The organism is Erysipelothrix sp. strain 2 (EsS2-6-Brazil), from assembly GCF_016617625.1.
Lineage (GTDB): Bacteria > Bacillota_I > Bacilli_A > Erysipelotrichales > Erysipelotrichaceae > Erysipelothrix > Erysipelothrix piscisicarius.
Genome location: NZ_SBAR01000007.1, coordinates 46,573 through 65,064, shown reverse-complemented (window position 1 = coordinate 65,064; position 18,492 = coordinate 46,573). Strand labels below are relative to the sequence as shown.

Sequence of the window (18,492 nt, the reverse complement as noted above, 5' to 3'; positions counted from 1 at the left end):
TAAATCCTCCTTATTCTGAATACTCGACAGCAATTAAAATTGATGTCAATGAAATAAATATAAATGCCTGCAAAAATGCAGAAAACAAATCAAAATACAAATGCAATACTGGGGCTACAATTACACCCATAAAGTTGAATCCACCAATTACTGGAACAAAACTACTTACCCATGCTGTAAACGTATAGAGTAATGTCATAATGACCGTTCCCGATAATACGTTCCCAAATAAACGTAATGACAAACTAATGAGCGGTGCAACTGTACCGAAAAAGTTTGGAATTACAAACGGGAAGAACGGTTCAAAGAAACCTTTGATGTATCCTTTAACACCATTCGCGTCAATCTTTGCAATTTGGATGAGAACAAACGTTATAATCGCAAGAACGAGTGTAACACTATAGTTACTTGTCGGTGCTTCTAATCCCGTTAAACCCATCATATTTGCTAAGAGAATGTAAATAAATACACTCCCAATGTACGCCGCCATGCGCTTCCCATGTTTTTCACCCATGTTCTGCACAGTAAACGTAGTTATGGTTTGAACATAAAGTACTGCTTTAAGTACCAATCCTTTCGGACGCTCCTCAAGCGTTAAATCTTTAAGCTTTGTACCAATAACATAAATCAAGGCGGAGACAGCAATCGTTAAGATCAAGACTGAATAGAGCTCACTCTGTACCATGCTTATTCTCCTTTGTAAATAATCCCGACATAAATAATATGAGTCGATCGATCAAATACGATGCCGCTAATGCATACGGGTTAATTGCATTAGGAAACATAAATGCAAGTAATAATGGTAACCATAAGATTACAAATACAAATATGATATACCGGATATATTTCCCTACAGTAAATTGATCCTCATCGAGCATAACCGCATAAAATTTTTCTCTGAAAAATCCCAACGTTAAGAGGCATGCCCAGCCAATGAGCCAACCAAGAGTCATTCGCCAATCAAAGAACATTAGAATCATTGCCACAATCGCAATAACACCAACTTGAATTTTCTTTGCCATAAGCACCTCCATAATCTCAAAAAAACCCCGTTTTGTTCGCATCCACTTTCTGTAAGAAAAGTTAGACATTCATAACGGGTTATCGACTCCTTCATTCAACACTGTGAATACGGGTAAATCGTAACACATTGAAGGTTTTTTTTCAATGAATAATACACCAGGGTATGTACGACATTTACGAAAGAAAACGCTTCAATTTGCCCCTATATAATAGGATAGGAAAACGACCTTTTCACCAACAAAATTTAACACAAACTTAACAAATCCTTGTTGTTCTTTTATTGTTTTTCAATCATTCTTTCGTCAAACCACAAAAAAAGCCTCCACCTTTACGTAGATGAAGACCATTTTTTCTTATGAATTTGATTGTGACATGGGAATCATTGAAAGTTGAACACGTTGTTTGGCAGCATCCACATCCACAACCCAAACTTTCACAACATCACCAACTGCAACGACATCCGTCGGATGTTTCACAAATTGATTGCTTAGTTTGGAAATATGTACGAGTCCATCTTGCTTTACGCCAATGTCCACAAACGCTCCAAAATCGACAACATTTCGAACAGTACCATTTAGTTCCATCCCTGATTTCAGATCCTCCATCGTTAAAACATCTGAACGTAAAAGTGGACCACTCATCGCATCACGCATATCACGACCAGGGGCGATTAATGCTTTAAGGATGTCGTTAAGTGTCTCTTTTCCTAAATCGTATTTCTCCGATAATGCATTGATTGATAAGGACTCCAAATGTTTTCGTGTCGCTTCTGTACCAAGATCCTTCAGTGCAATGCCTTCATCGCTTAGAAGTTGTTTGGTGATGACATAGGTTTCAGGGTGAATTCCTGTGTTATCTAAAATATTTTTTCCCTTAGGAATGCGAAGGAATCCAATGGCTTGTTCAAATGATTTCGGCCCTAATCGAGGTACCTTTTTGATTTGTGTCCGCGAATCGAAGGAACCATTCTCTTCACGATACGTCACGATGTTTTGCGCAGTTGTTTTAGTGAGTCCTGCAACATGTTCCAATAATTGTGGACTCGCAGTATTGACATCAACACCGACTTGGTTAACAGCCGTTTCAACCACAAAATCCAGCTGATTTGATAAGTTTTTCTGACTTACATCATGTTGATATTGTCCAACTCCGACAGATTTTGGATCGATTTTAACCAACTCCGCTAAGGGGTCTTGTATTCGGCGTGCAATACTTACCGCCGAACGTTGTTCAACCTGTAAATCCGGAAATTCTTTGCGTGCAATATCACTTGCTGAATACACCGATGCACCCGCTTCGTTCACGATGAGGTAGAAGGTCTTTGTCGTTACTTTTTTAAGGTTTTCAGCTACGAACACTTCCGATTCTCGACTTGCTGTACCATTTCCAATCGCCACCATATCAACATGATATTTCTCAATTAAATCGATAAAAAGCTGAGCCGCTTCACGTTGCTTATGAGCAGGTGCGGGATTGTGTGGATAAATGACATCAATCGCTAAGACTTTCCCCGTTTCATCTACAATAGCGAGCTTGCATCCGGTACGATATGCAGGATCAAATCCCATGACAGTACGACCTTTTAACGGTGCTTGCAGCAGTAGATTTCGTAAGTTTTCTCCAAAAATAGATATGGCTTGTTTATCCGCTTCCTCCGTCAACATATTCCGAACTTCGCGCTCAATCGCTGGTTTAATAAATCGTTTATAACTGTCCTCATAAGCCGCTCTGACCCTGTGAACCGTTGGAGAATCCGTCTTGTTTCCAATGATTTGATGATCCAAATAACGCATTATTTTTGTTTCGTCGACAACGATATCGACCTTTATAACACCCTCTTTTTCAGCTCGATTAACTGCTAAAACCCGATGCGATGCAGCATTTTTAACGGGTTGGGTAAATGCGTAATACATCTCATAAACATGACGTTCGTCTTTGGTATCATCCTTTAGGACTGTCGATAAAAAACCTGTATTTATTGTATAATCTCGAATCCACTCTCTAAATGCTGGCTCATCCCCGACGCGTTCCGCAATAATTTCATGAACCCCTTGGTAAACATCTTCCAACGTAATTAAGTCAAATTCAGCATTTAAATAGGACGTTCCTTGAGCTTCATCATTAAAATCACGTGGACAGGAGAAAACATCATCCGCGAGTGGTTCCAGACCTTTTTCCTTCGCAATCGTTGCTTTTGTACGGCGTTTTTGCTTATAAGGACGATACAAATCTTCAACCTTTTGAAGTACGGTTGCGTTCCCAATCTCCAGCGCCAAAGAATCCGTTAACTTTCCTTGCTCATCAATAAGACGGAGCACTTCTTCTTTACGCGTTTCTAACGTTTCAAGATAGTGATGACGTTCTTCAATTTCTCGAATTTGGACTTCATCCAACGTCCCCGTAACCTCTTTACGATAACGAGCAATAAAGGGCACGGTATTTCCGTCTTCCAATAATTTTAAAACCGCATCAATTTGATGCGGACTGTACGCTTTAAGTTCTTGCTTGAGTAAATCAACTATATTTTTTTCCATTAAATTTCCTCACTTCTTCTCTTATTTTAACACACCTTTAAATAAATAAAAAAGCGTGCATCACGCTTTTGAAAATTCAGCTAATAAGCCTTCATATACGACCTCAAATGCCTCGACCTTTGTGAAATCATAAGGATGAACAAGATAAGCAGGTGTTTCCCAGAAAACAAGATTCGCTTGTTCCATAACCTCTGCAACAAACTCGGAGCAATAATATCCGTTCTCACGGGCTATGCGTCGATTAAACGCCGCACCAACAAGCCCCACAAAATTATAATGGTAATCATCCATATTTTCGACAAACACGCCGACATTCGCCTTTAATTGTGCATACGTCTCCAATTCAACATCCAGCTTTAAGACCAAACAACGGGTATTCTTAAAACGCTTAAACGTTCCTTCATAGAAACTTTCCTTCACAAAGCCGCCCCAAAACGGATTGTGCGGTTGTTTACGTCCAAAACTGTATAGTGTATGTAACGACGCATCAAAGGATATTGAGACATGATTATAAGGTGCTCCCGTAACCATTTTAATAACGCGCGTTAAAAGACTCCCCGTATCACTTAATACGATATAAACTTCTTTATGTTCCACAACTCACCTCAAATATTAATGAAGATATTATAGCACAACTTCTAACGCAATCCAGTCACCTTACCATCGATATAATCCATATCGACTGCATTCGGGTGTTTCGGCAACCCTGGCATTGTTAGAATATTCCCTAATAAAACGACGACAAATCCAGCCCCAGCAGCAAGGCGAACATCGCGTACATGTACCGAAAAATTTGCGGGTGCATTGAGTTTTTTTGGATCATCGCTAAATGATGTTTGTGTCTTCGCAATGCAAACTGGAAGACCATCAGGGTATTGTGATTCGATATCCTTAAGCTTCTCAAGGGCACTCTCAGAATATGAAACTGAATCAGCTCGATAGATTCTATGCGCTATCGTTTCAATCTCTTGTCTTAGATTTTGCGTTAGCGGATATAAAGGCTTGAAATTAGAAGGACGTTGACACATTTCAATAACAGCACGCCCCAATGCTTCACCGCCTTCTCCCCCTCTGGCAAACACGTTGGTTAAGACAACCTCACAGCCCAGTTCCTGTCCCAAGTGTTTTAAATAATTGATTTCCTCTTGCGTGTCTGTTTCAAATTGATTAATCGCAATCATCACGTTATCTGAAAACTGCTTTAGATTTTCGTAATGTTGAATTAGGTTTTTTGATCCTTCCATTAATGCAGCGATGTTTTCGTCTTCCAATTCCGAAAGGGGAACACCACCATTATATTTAAGTGCTCGAATCGTTGCGACCAAAACCGTCGCATCCGGGACGAGATTGGCACCGCGACATTTTATGTCATAAAACTTTTCTGCACCAAGATCAGCCCCAAAACCGGCTTCTGTGACAACATAGTCGCTTACTTTGAGAGCCATTCGTGTCGCAATAACCGAATTACATCCATGAGCAATATTCGCAAACGGACCACCATGAATCAGCGCTGGTGTATTTTCGGTTGTTTGAACTAAATTGGGTTTGATTGCATCTTTTAGAAGCAAGGCCATGGCCCCCACCGCATCAAAATCTTGTGCTGTCAGCATCTCACCTTCAAATGTATACCCTACTACAATACGACTTAAGCGTTGCTTCAAGTCATCCATATCTTCCGCAAGACACAAGATAGCCATAATTTCCGATGCGACCGTAATATCAAATGACGTCGCATGTGAGACACGCTTACCAACAATTTCCAGTTCCCGAAGCGAGCGATCATTCATATCCATCACCCGATGCCATACAAGTCGCTCAGGATCAATACCCATTTCATTCCCATGATAGATATGGTTATCGATTAATGCTGCAAGAAGATTGTGTGCCGAGGTAATCGCATGAAAATCTCCCGTAAAATGAAGATTGATATCATCCATCGGTACAACTTGAGCATAACCCCCTCCGGTAGCACCACCCTTCATACCAAAACACGGACCCAAAGAAGGTTCACGGAGGGCACTGACAGCAGATACACCCAAACGGTTCAAAGCCATCGAGAGACCGATATTTACCGTCGTCTTCCCCTCGCCTGCCGGCGTCGGATTAATCGCAGTTACAAGAATCAACTTTCCCTGTTCAGGTCGTTTCATAATTTCCAATGAAAGTTTGGCCTTGCTGTTACCATAAGGTTCAATAAGATTGGCAGAAATTCCCAATTTATCCGCAATCGATTGCACCGGTAATATTTTTGTTGCTTCAGAGATCTCTACATCTGTTTTCATAACATTCCTCCTAAAATTTAAGAAAGCATAGGATGCCTATGCTTTCGTTAATCGAGTTTTATAAGGTTTCATATAGTCCAAAACCTTTTTAATGACAAAAATCTTAATGGGAAGCATAACTAAAGATTTCGTTACGCGAACGGGTATCATCGCAAGATAACTCTTTCCAAGTACCAAACTTAACCAATACGTATTTAATAACAAATTGATGGCAATCGTATTAAAAAGCGCAATCCCGACAATAACGGATAAGCGGCAATCTGCATCCTTCAACAATCCATACATCGCGCCAATAATAAATGCTGATAAGGTAAAACCGGGAAAATAAGCACCCCCTTGTGGGAAGAGCACTGCTCCCAATACATCTGCAAGTGCAGCTGCAACGCCACCAAATAACCAACCATATAAATACCCTGCAATTGCCATTGGTACATAGGTAAAACTAATCTTAACGATGGGTGTTGGTATTGCTAAAAACCGTGAAACAACGATTTGAAGCACCACAAACATCGCAAGATGTGTAAGCTTTCGTGTATTCATCATAAATTCCTCTTTTCTTTGTCAAGCAAAAAGAAAAGCTCTCGCAACGGACGCAATAACACATCGCGCTTTCGCTTCGTCATACAGCAACTTCCCATCCGTATGCACTTAACGCGTGTCATTTACTTTGCTTGATAAATTAAGAATACCAAGACTGCCCTAAGAAATCAACTTATGTTACTATATACTCAAATGAGGTGTAAAATGAAAAAAACGAACGCAATGCGCATTCTTGATCAAAAGAAAATTGACTATACCATGCGCGAATATCAAAGTGATGGCATTAATATTGATGGCATCTCGGTTGCCAAACAAATTCAAGAATCAGCCGAAAAGGTTTTTAAAACCATCGTCTTGCATAATGGAAATCAATATTTTGTTGCTCTAATCCCTGTTGCCGACCATATCGATCTCAAAGCATGTGCAAAAGGGTTAGGGGTCAAAAAACTTGAATTGCTACATGTGAAGGAATTATTCGACTTAACCGGGTATGTTCGAGGCGGTTGCTCGCCGATCGGTATGAAAAAACAATTCCCTACAATTATTGATGAAACGTGTTTGCTCTTTGAGACTATAATCTTTTCCGGTGGACGCATTGGAACGCAAATTGAGATGAAACCTGAAGCACTCATTAAACTGATTAATGCAAAAACCGGTGCAATCACTGCTATCGAAAATTTATAAATAAACAGAATCCGCTTAAGCTGTTAATTCAGGCCATCCAAAAAGGTAACACATCATCCGTGTTACCTTTTTTTGCGTTTAATTAATAATATCATCTAATTGGATAAATCCTGTTCAACATAAACGGTCCGAGTTGGAAACGGTAGTGTAATATCATGGGCTTCAAGTGCATAAATAATTACACGACGAAGATCACGTTCAACTGCCCAGTTTTTTCCTACATACGTTTTACATGTAATACGAATATTTAACGAACTTTCTTCATATGCTGTAACGCCTTGAACAATCGGTGTTTGCATAATCGATCCTGGATTTTGATAGTGTTTTACTGTATTATTTAAAATTTCTAAAATCGTATCCAGATCTTTGTCATAAGGAACCGGTACATCAACAACCGCAAACATAAATTCCTTCGACATATTCGTAACCATCTTAATTTCACCATTAGGTATGATATAAACTTTACCATCCGTCCCATTACGCAATCGCGTCGTCCGCAATGTGATGTCCTCGACTGTGCCTGTCACATTCGATAAGGACACAACATCACCGACATTAAATTGATTCTCCGATAAAATAAAGAATCCATTAATAACATCCTTCACAAGTTGTTGTGCACCAAATCCTACCGCAACACTCCCTATACTTGTGACTGCAAGAATGGGCTTCGTATCCAATCCGATTGTTTCTAAAATAATGATAAACGCAATAAAATACACAACATACACAAGTGTTCTCGAAATAATTGGGTAAACCGTACGTTGTTGTTTGCCAAGCGGAACTTTATTTTCAATTTTAACAAGACTCTTACGAATGATACGAACCACTACGAACACAATAAAAAGCGTTACAGCGATGCTTACCAAACGTAAGACAAATGGTTTTTCAAAAAAAAGAATCAATTTTTCCATAAACGTCAACTCCCTTTAAATATATTAACAAGGTTCTACACGCATTACAATTCAAAACAAAAAGAAACACCGTGGTGCTTCTTAGTCTTGTAAGTGTTCTGAATTGTCCTCAACCTCTGTAATGGCATCTTCCTTTACTGGGTGTTTGTTTTCAATATGATCATGAATAAACTTTTCTTCTCGTTCATCGATTTTTTCATTTGTTTTTTCCAGAATGGATATCAGTCGATGCTTCCCTTGAACAGGTAATGAATCATCACGAACAACATAGTTTATGCAATATCCAAAAAAGACAACCCAAGCGATAATCCACCCTGAAATTAAGAGAATCATTATCGATGCGAGTGGACCATAAATGGTTTGGTAATTCGAATATTGATTAATGTACACAAAGAAAAGGCGGCCTAATAGAATCAAGATGATTGAAGTAATTGCGGATCCCCAAATAACATCGCGAAATCGCGTGTATTTAAATGACAACAATCGGTAGAAAAAAACGAAGAAAAATGTAATGACTATTGGACTCGTAAATTTATTGATAAATGGAACATATCCAATTAAGATTCCAAAAGCCATGATTCCTAAAACAATCATGATAAAGTAAATACACGCTAAAATTCTTAAAAAGAAATGATTAATATTGACCCCATCCTGTTCACTACTTAACAGTAGGAACGAATAAATACTTTTTGAAGCAACCCAAATCGATACCCCAAGCAATGAGATGATCAACCATAAATTCGACAAATCCGATGTTTGAATGTAATCCACAAATGGCAGAATTAAGTCCGCTGGGACATAACGTTGTAAAAGTTGAATAATCTGTGATACATCGTATACATACGTCCCCACAAACACCACTGATATAATGATAAACGGTGCAATACCAACGATAATTGAATATGCCAAAGCATATGTAAAGAGTGTCCCTTCATTTGAGGACATCATCTCCATAACAGTTTGGATTTTTTTTATTATTTTTTTCATGCACCACTTCTCCTTATATCAATGTAACAAAAAGACTGGAATAATTCCAGTCTAAATGATTTTTTCGAAAAATGCGTTTACTTTAGATGGGTTTGTATCGAGCAATACCTCATCGCCACCGATTAAGGCAGGCGTTGCCATAATCCCATGGTCCAACGCGATTGATTTAAAACGTTCTGGGTTTTCCTCTCGCTTTACCACTTCGATATGTTCGGCATATTTATTACGAAGTCCCAACTCGAGGTAGTTCTTTAACGCCATACATTTTGGACAGTTGTCCTGAGTTAACATCATAACTTTTGTCATTATCGTGTAATCCTTTCTTTATCAAAGAAGAAGTCATCATCATGTAATGATTCAGATTTCATTTTTTGATAACCATTTCCCTTCATCGAGAAGTTATCCATTGTTTTTGTTTCAGTGTTTAATCCATTAAGTACAACAGGGTTTACTTCTTCATATTCGTAATATGCATCAAACCCAAGATTCATCATGGCTTTGTTCGCATTGTAACGAACAAAGATCTTAACATCGTGCGATAATTCTACGGGATCATAAATTGTTTCAATGAGTTCAACTTCTTCCTCATAGATTGCATCGAGATAGGTTGTAAGCCATTCATAGAGCGACGCTTGTGTCTCAGCATCGAACTTGCGATAAAGTTCCATCGCCAAGTTTCCAATATAAAGCCCATGGATACTTTCATCACGCAAGATAAGATTAATGATTTCTCCAGCTTGCATTAATTTCCCTTGACCATAAAAATAGAGGGGATAGTAGAAACCACTATAGAAGAGGCACGATTCCAAGAACACGCTTGCAACCATGGCTTTCCACTGTGCAACATCAAATTCAAAGTCATCCACTGGATCCCCTAAATCTGCATATTGCTTGCGATAGGTAAGGCGATCTAAGTTTTCATAGTAACCAACAATTAAAGCAAGAATATTTTGCATATTCTTATTTTGTTCGCCCCATCGATAAAGGTCATCAATTTCTTCGTTTTTCATATATGTCATAAAAATATTTGAATAACTTTTCGCATGCACAGCATTTTCCATAGCTGCCATAAAGTTCAACACCGACTTACGCTGATGATATTTATGATCAATCGATCGCGAAACAACAGGCATTCCTATATCACCTTGATATGTATCGAGGAACGTAAGTACGAGTAAGTTTCGTCCATAGGCCAGTTTCACATCTTCAGGTAAACTCGCCCATAAATTTAAATCAGGCTGAAGACTAATGTCTTCCGGTCTCCAAAACTGACTTAAATTTTGTTCGTAAAACGTCTGCGTAAAATTATCTTCATGTTCATTCCAATTCGCGCCATCGTATTCGCGATCCGCCTTAATCTCATTAATTTGCTTTAACATCATCGTTTTCCTCCTCCTTAAACCGCACAACTTTCACATTCATCAATTCTCAATTTTTGTGTTCGTGTATAGTACAACGTCTTAATTCCTTGGTAATGTGCATAGAGGTAATAGCGTTGTAGACTACGTGTTGTCTCATCCGAAGTAATGCATAACTCAAATGAAATTCCTTGATCAACATGCTTTTGAGCCGTAGCAATCACGTCGATAATCTTATACTTATCCATTTGATATGCTGATTCGTACATAAACCCTGCAACATCCGCAGCAGGCATTGGGAAGTATGTTTTTGAATTTCCATACGTACGTTCTTCGACAATTTGTTTAATTGGCGTTAAGGAAGGTGTAGCACTCATAACATATGCAATCGAACCATTCGGTGCAACCGCTAATCGATTTGAGTTGTAGAGTCCATGGGTCATTACATCTTCTTTTAATTGAGCCCAGTCTTCATCCGTTGGTATTTCAATATCCGACAACAAGCCTCGAACCACGTCAGTCTTTGGTAATACTTGACCCCGATCGTTGAAATAACTGCCGTCCGCATACGAACTTCGCTCAAAACCATAGAATTTCTCGCCGGTTTCTTTCGCTTTCTCCATTGAATGCACAAGACTATAATAGTTAATTAAACTAAAGAACACATCAATTAAGTCAATATCTTCTTCACTACCGTAACCAATGTAATTTTCCGCAATATAACCATGATGTCCCATAATACCAAAACCAACACTTCGCATAATGCGGTTTGCACGCGCTACAGCGGGAACATGCGCAATATTTGTTTTTTCGGAAACAGAGTTCATAATTTCCATTGCAGCAAATACGGTCTCTTTAATGGAGTTATTTTTGATCATATTTCCCATATGACCGCTCGCAAGGTTACAAGAAATATCGAGACCGATTTCATCTTCATCACGGCGATGATAATCACCATAGTGAGATACAATCGACGGCTGTAAAATTTCTGTACATAAATTCGAGAACTTGATTGGATCAGCAAGTGGATTTTCTTTGTTTACGTTGTCCGCATACATAATGTATGGATAACCTGACTCCCCTTGTAATTGCGCAATCATATCAAATAACTTACGTGGATTGATTTTGCGTTTGCGCACTTTAGGATTTTCAACCAACTTGTCGTACCATTCATCCATCTTAATGGCGACATCTGAGAATGGAATCCCGTATTCTTTATAGACCGTGTGTGGATAGAAGACATACATGTCTTTATCTTCACGCGCTAATTCAATCATTTTATCGGGCATCACAACCCCCATTGAGAGCGTTTTAACACGAACATCATCATCGGCATTGAGTTTTTTTGTTTGCAAGAAATCTTCAATATCAGCATGGAATACATTTAAGTAAACAGCTCCTGCACCTTGACGTTGTCCCATTTGGTCGGCGTATCGGAATGCATTATCTAAAAGTTTTGCTACCCCAACAACACCTTTCGCAACGTTTGGAATGTCTTTAATTGATTCGCCTTTTGCACGTAAATTGGTCAAGTTAATGGAAACGCCACCACCCAATTTTGAAAGTTGCATCGCAAATTCTTGAACTCGTGCAATATCGTTTAACGAGTCATCCACTTCCAATAAGAAACACGATACAAATTCACCGCGTTTTTTCTTACCGGTATTGAGAAGTGTTGGTGTTGCCGGTGTAAAATCTTGCGCAATTAACGACGTAATCAGTCTTTTAGCAAGTTCAAAGTCGCCATCCGCATGATAAAGTGCAATTACCGAAAGACGGTCTTCATAACGTTCTAAGAACACACGTTCCGCGTCAATGGATTTAAGTGCGTAATCATTATAAAACTTAAACGCTCCCATATATGTCGGGAAACGGAATTTGGCATCATATGCAATATCATAGACCGCTTGAATTTGATCAAACGTATACTTTTCTAAAAATTCTGTTTCGTAATAATCATTCGTTGTAAGATATTCCAATTTTTCTTCAAGTGAGTGAAAAAACTGAGTTTTCTTATTGATTTCATTTAAAAAGTAAGAGCGGACTGCCTCTTTATCTTTATTTAAATCCTTAATATTTCCATCGCCATCAACGATTTGATTATTTAGAATTACCCATTCTGGAATTTGATTTGATTTATTTTGTACTGTCATTTATTTTGTCCTCCCCTTATATGATTCAAGCCATTGTTGAACAATCTCCACATCTTTTGTGAATCCTGATCCTTCAAACTTTAAAACAAGTTCAATATTGTATTCATCATGAATTTTATCGCCTGCTGCACCGAAGTTTGTGCCCCAATTGCGATTGCCACCAACCGCAACGCCAACGACCTTTGCAGCTTCGTGTTCCAAAAATGCTTTGGTCTCTTCCGTTACCTTACCGAAATCCCATGACCGCGTTACCAAAAAAATGTCTTCATCCATCGGTTCATACTCTAAGATATCAATACATGGTACGCCAAGTTTTTCCGCAAATCGTTGACATTGCCCCGTTAAACTGTCAAAAACCACAATCACATCGTCACATCCTTTCGAACTAATTTCATTTAAACATAACCCTCCCCGAAATTCTTGAGTATTGCATGAAATTCCCGCGAAATTGAAGAATGTAAACTTGAAAGATAAATTAATTAACGTTTATCATTGTTAGTAACTTTGTTTTTCATTTCTCATTCTTTTTTGTGAGTTTTTATATTTTACATATTGACACACAAAACAAGCATTAAAACTCGGTTTTGAAACCGCTTTAAATTTATGCACGAACATTCGTGCAAAAGTCCCTATGGAACTAAAAACCAGAGATATGTATGATAAAGGCGAGCAAAGGAAAGAGAGGTGACTCAATGAATACATTAATGGATTGTATTATTGAAATCCCAGAAAAATTAAATCATTTACGTGATCAACGTGATGTGATTGCAACCGCAATAAACCAAGCGACACATGGAGATACTGTACGCAAAGTTGTGGTTGTGGGTTCGGGTTCATCTTACAATACGGCATTTACCACAAAAACATTTGCGGAATCTACATGCCACATTGAAGTTGAATTAATGTACCCCAGTATTTTTGTTGAACACTATAACCGAGCACTTTGTGATCAACATGCACTCTATATCTTCATTTCACAAGGAGGCCAAACAAAACTTGTGTACGAAGCGATTGAATGCGCCAATCAATTAGGACTGAAAACAGTTTCGATTACCGAGTCGCTTGAAACACCGATTGCGAAAAAGGCACAGACCGCACTTGAAATGGGCAGTGGAAAAGAACAATTTATTTTTCGAACACTTGGGTTTTCGACGACATGTACCGTTCTTTATCTTATTTACCTATCTCTTGGCGTTATAAACAATCAGATTGACCCCACACAATCTGAAGCAATTATCAAAGACTTAGACGTGATGATTCAGGAACTCCCCCACATTCGTGAAGCATCCAATGCCTTTTATCACAACAATAAGTTATATTTTTCAAAGACAGATGCTTATATCTTTTCCGGACCGGGCGCCTTATGGCCCATTGCTCAAGAAGCAGATATTAAGTTTATGGAAATGCTACCCAGTCTTACCAATAGTTTCGAACTTGAAGAATTAATTCATGGTCCACAAAATATGTTTACCCATGACCAAGGGTTCTTCTTACTTGCGTATCACGAAAATGATTTGCGTAAAAGCAGGAAGATTCAGAAATTTATAACACAGGAAGTGCATGCCCGCTGTATAATTGTCTCAAATACGGACAAAGACGATTTCAATATCAACACGAAATCAACGTATTTCTATCCACTTGCTTATATGACATTCTTCCAAGTGCTTGCATACCACATTGCTACAGATCGTGGTCGCGACCTTTCGAAGACAATGTATCCCCAACTTACGGAATACATCAATAAAAGTCTTGAGACGAAACGTTCTTAATGAAGGTACCTTCGAACTACATTAAATTGTCTAAAGCATTGGACCCTATGATTTACCGCACTGTGCGATGTTGGTTTTATTCGAATATCGATAACGGATAACTTCAATCCGACACTTACATCACTAACCGGTACTATATAAAGAAGGAGTATATTATGATACAAAAAATTAGAATCGATGACCGCTTGTTACACGGTCAAGTCGCTTACAGTTGGAAATCTGCACTCAATTATGAAGCAATCGTAATTGCAAGTGATGATGCAGCATCGGACCCAATTCGTAAACAAGCACTTAAACTTGCCAAACCTGACGGGGTTAAACTCGCAATTCGTTCTCTTGATGAAGCCATCGCCCTTTTAAATAATGAAAAATTAAAAGGTCTTAAGGTATTTGTTGTGACTGCATCCCCACATGATGCACTCAAACTCTACCAAGGCATTCAAGAAACACCTGTATGTACACTGGGTGGTGTTCAAATGAAAGAAGGTCGCAAAGCCTTCGCACCAGCTGTATACTTCACACCCGAAGAACTCCACGCCATGGACGACCTCATTGGTTTAGGAATCTCTGTCGAAGTAAAACAAGTACCCGATGACAAAGGTAAAGACTTTTCAGATTTACGTCAAAAATATTTAACACAGTAATCTACTAAAAATATATAAGGAGGAAATATCTATGCAAGAAGCGTTACTTGTTGGTCTTGTAGTCGCCTTGGTATGGTTCGTAGAAAAGATGCTCGGAACCCCAATGGCCAATCGACCACTTATTATCTCACCCCTTGTTGGACTCGTACTTGGCGATCTTCAATCAGGAATAATTATTGGTGCCAGTCTTGAGCTTGTCTTTATGGGTGCCATTCAAGTTGGTGCTGCAGTACCACCGGATGTGTTAATTGGTTCTGCACTGGGAACAGCGTTCGCAATCTTATCCGGTCAAGGATCTGAAATTGCGCTTGCGCTTGCTTTACCGATTGCAATCCTTGCACAATCATTAAAAGTTATTATCTTTATTGTTCGATCATGGTTTATGGACTTTGCCATGAAACTCGCAGAAGATGCGAACATTAAAGGAATGTTTGCCCTCAATATTGGAGGTCTCTTACTTCACTGCCTCATGTACTTTACAGTAGCCTTTATTGCTGTACTCTTCGGTGCAAGTGCTGTAGAAGGATTTGTACAAGCCATTCCCGCAAATCTAATGAATGGTCTTGAAGTTGCTGGAAAACTGCTCCCTGCAGTAGGGTTCGCATTGTTACTCCAACCGATGATGAATGGAAAAAACATTCTCTACTTCATTCTTGGATTTATTCTTATTGCCTACCTTGAATTACCAATCTTAGCAGTAACCTTATTCGGTGTTATTCTTGCCTTCATTATTGTCTTTGAAGTCGGACAAGCACCTGCAGCCATAGAACATGATGAATTGGAGGACTTATTCGATGAATAAAATAGAAACAACAAAAGAAGATAAAAAGTTATTTCGAGAAATCTTCTGGTACTCATTCTTACTCGAAAATTCCTATAACTATGAACGCCAACAAGGACTCGGATTTGCGGTAGGGATGTGGCCAGCCATTAAACGCTTTTACCACACCAAAGAAGATCGTGCCGATGCACTTGTACGTCATATGCAAATCTTTAACACAACCCCTCATGTTGTTTCCGCCATCACAGGTGTTGCGACGGCACTTGAAAAAGAAGCAAGTCAAAATCCCGATTTTGATAAGAATACAATTAATAGCATCAAGATTTCATTGATGGGTCCATTTGCTGGGATTGGTGATTCCTTTTTCTGGGGAACCATCCGTATTATTGCAACCGCAATTGCGTTACCTTTATCACAACAAGGAAACATCCTCGGTCCGATTTTATTCCTAATTGCATTCAATGTTCCACACATGATTGTGCGTTACCTTGGTGGTGTCTTTGGATATAAATTCGGAACAAACCTTATGGATAGTGCATCCGAATCCGGTATTTTCGCAAAGATTACCAAAGCAGCAACCATTGTCGGATTAATGGTTATTGGAGGCATGAGTGCTCAAATGGTTAAACTTAAAACCATTGTGGCATTTTCATTTAATGAAACAGAGTTTTTACTCCAACAATACATTGATCAAATCTTCCCACTGCTTTTACCACTTCTTTATACACTTTTAATGTTCCATTTATTAAAGAACAAGAAAAAGAGTTCGATGTTCTTACTGCTTGTTACCATTGCATTTGGTATCATTGGTTCGTATATTGGATTACTCTAATTGCACAAGACAGGATGTTGCGTTATCGTTAAGATACGCAACATCTTTTTTTTAAAAGGAGGACTTATGGAATTCACAAATCGGCAACTTATCATCATGCATCATCTTGCACAAGGGCAAACCGTTACAGCCCATGAACTTGCACTTTCAAGTAATGTATCCATTCGAACAATCAAGAAAGAGATCCAAATACTTCGTGAAGTGTTGAAGTCATATCAGATTGAGGTTTGTTCCATTCCAGGCCATGGATATCGTCTAAATCCTCTAAATGAACACCAAGAAGAAAAAATTTTCGAGAACATTGGCTCGATTAGCTTGATTCGACGCATGAATAGTTTTTCGCGAAATAACTCCGAACGTGTTTCTTATCTAATTCGAACGCTCTTAAACGCCAACGATTACCTAAAGATTGAAGACCTCGCAGAACGGATGTTTGTCAGTCGTACCACCATTCACAACGACCTTAAAGATGTTCGACTGCAACTTCGCCGATTTCATCTTGAACTAAAATCTCGACCTGCATATGGACTGAAACTCATTGGGTCGGAATTCAACCTGCGGCTTGCCTTTGCGGAATACTTTTTCCATAATACCTTAAGTCTTGTGGAATCGAAGGAAAAAGAAGCATTCATCCTCAACAATGACATGCTTCATAAAACGGAAGCGATTGTAAAGGAATGTTGTTTTAATGCGAATATCCTTCTTTCTGATTTTTCACTCCAAAATATTGCAGTACATATTTTAATCCTTTTTAAACGTCGTCGTGAAGGTCACACCGTTGAAATTCATAAAACAACTGATTCACCACTACTCCCCCTTGCTCAAACGATGGCCAATGCGATTAGTACGCTTTTAAATGAAGACCCCTTAGAAAAATCAGAACTTCTCTACCTGGCAATCCACCTTGACAGCAAACAAATCATTGCGCACTCAGGAAAAACAAAACTGCAAGACGAGGCACTCATCTACGATATTTTCACTGAAATCGATAACAACTTCGCGATTAACTATTTCGATAATCACGAACTTTTTCGTTATCTGTTATTACACATTCCCCAGATGATTAAACGGATTGAAAACGGATTGACCATTCGAAATCCGCTAATCCATCGAAACCTTCGTGAATTTCTCTTTGCCGCCAAGGTAACCATCTCTGCCGTTTCGGTCATCGAATCCAATTATCCCGACATTTCCATAAATCTTGATGAATTTGGCTATTTATTACTTTATTTCCAAGGTGGACTCATGACCCGCCGCCACCAACAAACCCTCAACATTGGATTTATTGGTGGAAATGGACGGTCTGAAACCATTGTTTATGGTCAAACTTTGCGCGAACATTTTAATGATGATCATATTACTGTCAGCGTTTATGGATCCTTACAAGAAATTACACAACCTCTGGACATCGGCGTATCCATGGCCAAAATGACCATCCCACAAGCCCGTGAAGTCGTCGCAATCGAGGATGGGAACTACCTTACCCATATCGAACAAAAAATCAAACAATTCGATCTTGCTGAAGCCGATTTAGACCACTATCTTAAACCTCAATATGTAATTTATAACCTCCCTGGCAACAACAAAGAACAAGTCCTTCACAACTTAACTGAGAAAATGAATACCATGAACCTCCTCAAACCCCACTATGATTCAAACCCCTTCGCAACACATGAAATCGGACACAATCTTGTACATTTACAAGATCTCAAGAAACATGTTGATCGGGCTTTATGTTTTGTAGCGGTATTGGAAAAACCGATTATCTGGGATAAAAGTGAAGTTCACGTTCTTTTTCTTATTAAAACAAAACGTGATGGGGATCATGACCTCTTCTACCTATGTGATCGATTCTCAAGATGGTCTATGGACCGTCTTAAAGTCCAACAGCTTATCGAAGGTCAATCCTTTGATGAATTTAAACACGCGTTACTTTCTACCTAGCGCATGACTTGTCCCAAAACCTTACATCATGTATGATGTTTTCATATTTA

Annotated in this window: 18 protein-coding genes and 1 riboswitch; of the genes, 6 read left to right on the top strand and 12 right to left on the bottom strand. The window is 38.8% G+C overall.

The features are described 5' to 3' along the window. Positions 1-10 precede the first annotated feature (10 nt). The 6 genes from EPJ89_RS05645 to EPJ89_RS05620 form a co-directional block, all read right to left on the bottom strand. Positions 11-685 (bottom strand): F0F1 ATP synthase subunit A, encoded by a 675-nt coding sequence (locus tag EPJ89_RS05645; protein ID WP_200549223.1) that lies wholly within the window; start codon positions 683-685, stop codon positions 11-13. Next, positions 672-1,022 carry a hypothetical protein gene (locus EPJ89_RS05640; RefSeq protein WP_125164197.1) on the bottom strand — a complete coding sequence of 117 codons (351 nt, stop codon included), beginning with the start codon at positions 1,020-1,022 and terminating at the stop codon, positions 672-674. Before EPJ89_RS05640 ends, EPJ89_RS05645 begins: the two co-directional genes overlap by 14 nt. A 354-nt stretch (positions 1,023-1,376) precedes the next feature. Next, a complete protein-coding gene (locus EPJ89_RS05635) occupies positions 1,377-3,557 on the bottom strand; it encodes a Tex family protein (RefSeq protein WP_200549222.1) in 2,181 nt (726 codons plus the stop codon). 60 nt (positions 3,558-3,617) lie between these two features. Next, positions 3,618-4,154 (bottom strand): hypothetical protein, encoded by a 537-nt coding sequence (locus tag EPJ89_RS05630; RefSeq protein WP_125164195.1) that lies wholly within the window; start codon positions 4,152-4,154, stop codon positions 3,618-3,620. A 41-nt stretch (positions 4,155-4,195) separates the two neighbouring features. After that, positions 4,196-5,839: a formate--tetrahydrofolate ligase gene (locus tag EPJ89_RS05625; protein WP_161637035.1), complete on the bottom strand. Its 1,644-nt coding sequence runs from the start codon at positions 5,837-5,839 to the stop codon at positions 4,196-4,198. A 36-nt stretch (positions 5,840-5,875) separates the two neighbouring features. After that, positions 5,876-6,382, bottom strand: coding sequence for a folate family ECF transporter S component (locus EPJ89_RS05620; protein WP_125164193.1), 507 nt, complete (start codon positions 6,380-6,382; stop codon positions 5,876-5,878). Positions 6,383-6,421: 39 nt separating this feature from the next. After that, positions 6,422-6,511, bottom strand: a riboswitch (THF riboswitch). Positions 6,512-6,583: 72 nt separating this feature from the next. Between EPJ89_RS05620 and ybaK the strand changes: the two genes are divergently transcribed. Beyond that, positions 6,584-7,063 (top strand): Cys-tRNA(Pro) deacylase, encoded by a 480-nt coding sequence (gene ybaK / locus EPJ89_RS05615; RefSeq protein WP_125164192.1) that lies wholly within the window; start codon positions 6,584-6,586, stop codon positions 7,061-7,063. 95 nt (positions 7,064-7,158) lie between these two features. Here the strand turns inward: ybaK and EPJ89_RS05610 are convergent, their stop codons facing one another. The 6 genes from EPJ89_RS05610 to nrdI form a co-directional block, all read right to left on the bottom strand. Then, on the bottom strand, positions 7,159-7,974 hold the full coding sequence (locus EPJ89_RS05610) for a mechanosensitive ion channel family protein (protein WP_200549221.1): 816 nt from the start codon (positions 7,972-7,974) through the stop codon (positions 7,159-7,161). An 81-nt stretch (positions 7,975-8,055) separates the two neighbouring features. Beyond that, entirely contained in the window at positions 8,056-8,961 is a 906-nt protein-coding gene (locus EPJ89_RS05600) for a YihY/virulence factor BrkB family protein (RefSeq protein WP_200549219.1), read from the bottom strand. Between the two features lie 51 nt (positions 8,962-9,012). Next, positions 9,013-9,267, bottom strand: a complete 255-nt coding sequence (locus tag EPJ89_RS05595; protein WP_125164189.1) for a glutaredoxin family protein — start codon at positions 9,265-9,267, stop codon at positions 9,013-9,015. Next, entirely contained in the window at positions 9,267-10,343 is a 1,077-nt protein-coding gene (gene nrdF / locus EPJ89_RS05590) for a class 1b ribonucleoside-diphosphate reductase subunit beta (protein WP_125164188.1), read from the bottom strand. Before nrdF ends, EPJ89_RS05595 begins: the two co-directional genes overlap by 1 nt. A gap of 14 nt (positions 10,344-10,357) precedes the next feature. After that, complete coding sequence (nrdE, locus tag EPJ89_RS05585; RefSeq protein ID WP_125164187.1) at positions 10,358-12,472, bottom strand: class 1b ribonucleoside-diphosphate reductase subunit alpha; 2,115 nt, start codon at positions 12,470-12,472, stop codon at positions 10,358-10,360. Continuing rightward, positions 12,473-12,838 (bottom strand): class Ib ribonucleoside-diphosphate reductase assembly flavoprotein NrdI, encoded by a 366-nt coding sequence (nrdI, locus tag EPJ89_RS05580; protein ID WP_125164186.1) that lies wholly within the window; start codon positions 12,836-12,838, stop codon positions 12,473-12,475. Positions 12,839-13,164: 326 nt separating this feature from the next. On the opposite strand from nrdI, the gene EPJ89_RS05575 reads away from it, so the two are divergent. From EPJ89_RS05575 to EPJ89_RS05555, 5 genes are all read left to right on the top strand, one after another. Then, positions 13,165-14,241, top strand: coding sequence for an SIS domain-containing protein (locus EPJ89_RS05575; protein ID WP_237558297.1), 1,077 nt, complete (start codon positions 13,165-13,167; stop codon positions 14,239-14,241). Between the two features lie 155 nt (positions 14,242-14,396). After that, a complete protein-coding gene (locus EPJ89_RS05570; protein WP_200549217.1) occupies positions 14,397-14,885 on the top strand; it encodes a PTS system mannose/fructose/N-acetylgalactosamine-transporter subunit IIB in 489 nt (162 codons plus the stop codon). Positions 14,886-14,916: 31 nt separating this feature from the next. After that, positions 14,917-15,687, top strand: coding sequence for a PTS mannose/fructose/sorbose/N-acetylgalactosamine transporter subunit IIC (locus EPJ89_RS05565; RefSeq protein ID WP_161637027.1), 771 nt, complete (start codon positions 14,917-14,919; stop codon positions 15,685-15,687). Next, positions 15,680-16,498, top strand: a complete 819-nt coding sequence (locus EPJ89_RS05560) for a PTS system mannose/fructose/sorbose family transporter subunit IID (RefSeq protein WP_161637026.1) — start codon at positions 15,680-15,682, stop codon at positions 16,496-16,498. Before EPJ89_RS05565 ends, EPJ89_RS05560 begins: the two co-directional genes overlap by 8 nt. Before the next feature lie 66 nt (positions 16,499-16,564). Continuing rightward, positions 16,565-18,442: a BglG family transcription antiterminator gene (locus tag EPJ89_RS05555; RefSeq protein ID WP_200549215.1), complete on the top strand. Its 1,878-nt coding sequence runs from the start codon at positions 16,565-16,567 to the stop codon at positions 18,440-18,442. Positions 18,443-18,492: the final 50 nt, after the last annotated feature.

Coding starts and splice junctions, on each gene's coding strand:
- EPJ89_RS05645 (WP_200549223.1), bottom strand. CDS start 685: ATGGTACAGAGTGAGCTCTATTCAGTCTTGATCTTAACGATTGCTGTC.
- EPJ89_RS05640 (WP_125164197.1), bottom strand. CDS start 1,022: ATGGCAAAGAAAATTCAAGTTGGTGTTATTGCGATTGTGGCAATGATT.
- EPJ89_RS05635 (WP_200549222.1), bottom strand. CDS start 3,557: ATGGAAAAAAATATAGTTGATTTACTCAAGCAAGAACTTAAAGCGTAC.
- EPJ89_RS05625 (WP_161637035.1), bottom strand. CDS start 5,839: ATGAAAACAGATGTAGAGATCTCTGAAGCAACAAAAATATTACCGGTG.
- EPJ89_RS05620 (WP_125164193.1), bottom strand. CDS start 6,382: ATGATGAATACACGAAAGCTTACACATCTTGCGATGTTTGTGGTGCTT.
- ybaK (WP_125164192.1), top strand. CDS start 6,584: ATGAAAAAAACGAACGCAATGCGCATTCTTGATCAAAAGAAAATTGAC.
- EPJ89_RS05610 (WP_200549221.1), bottom strand. CDS start 7,974: ATGGAAAAATTGATTCTTTTTTTTGAAAAACCATTTGTCTTACGTTTG.
- EPJ89_RS05600 (WP_200549219.1), bottom strand. CDS start 8,961: ATGAAAAAAATAATAAAAAAAATCCAAACTGTTATGGAGATGATGTCC.
- EPJ89_RS05595 (WP_125164189.1), bottom strand. CDS start 9,267: ATGACAAAAGTTATGATGTTAACTCAGGACAACTGTCCAAAATGTATG.
- nrdF (WP_125164188.1), bottom strand. CDS start 10,343: ATGATGTTAAAGCAAATTAATGAGATTAAGGCGGATCGCGAATACGAT.
- nrdE (WP_125164187.1), bottom strand. CDS start 12,472: ATGACAGTACAAAATAAATCAAATCAAATTCCAGAATGGGTAATTCTA.
- EPJ89_RS05575 (WP_237558297.1), top strand. CDS start 13,165: ATGAATACATTAATGGATTGTATTATTGAAATCCCAGAAAAATTAAAT.
- EPJ89_RS05570 (WP_200549217.1), top strand. CDS start 14,397: ATGATACAAAAAATTAGAATCGATGACCGCTTGTTACACGGTCAAGTC.
- EPJ89_RS05565 (WP_161637027.1), top strand. CDS start 14,917: ATGCAAGAAGCGTTACTTGTTGGTCTTGTAGTCGCCTTGGTATGGTTC.
- EPJ89_RS05560 (WP_161637026.1), top strand. CDS start 15,680: ATGAATAAAATAGAAACAACAAAAGAAGATAAAAAGTTATTTCGAGAA.
- EPJ89_RS05555 (WP_200549215.1), top strand. CDS start 16,565: ATGGAATTCACAAATCGGCAACTTATCATCATGCATCATCTTGCACAA.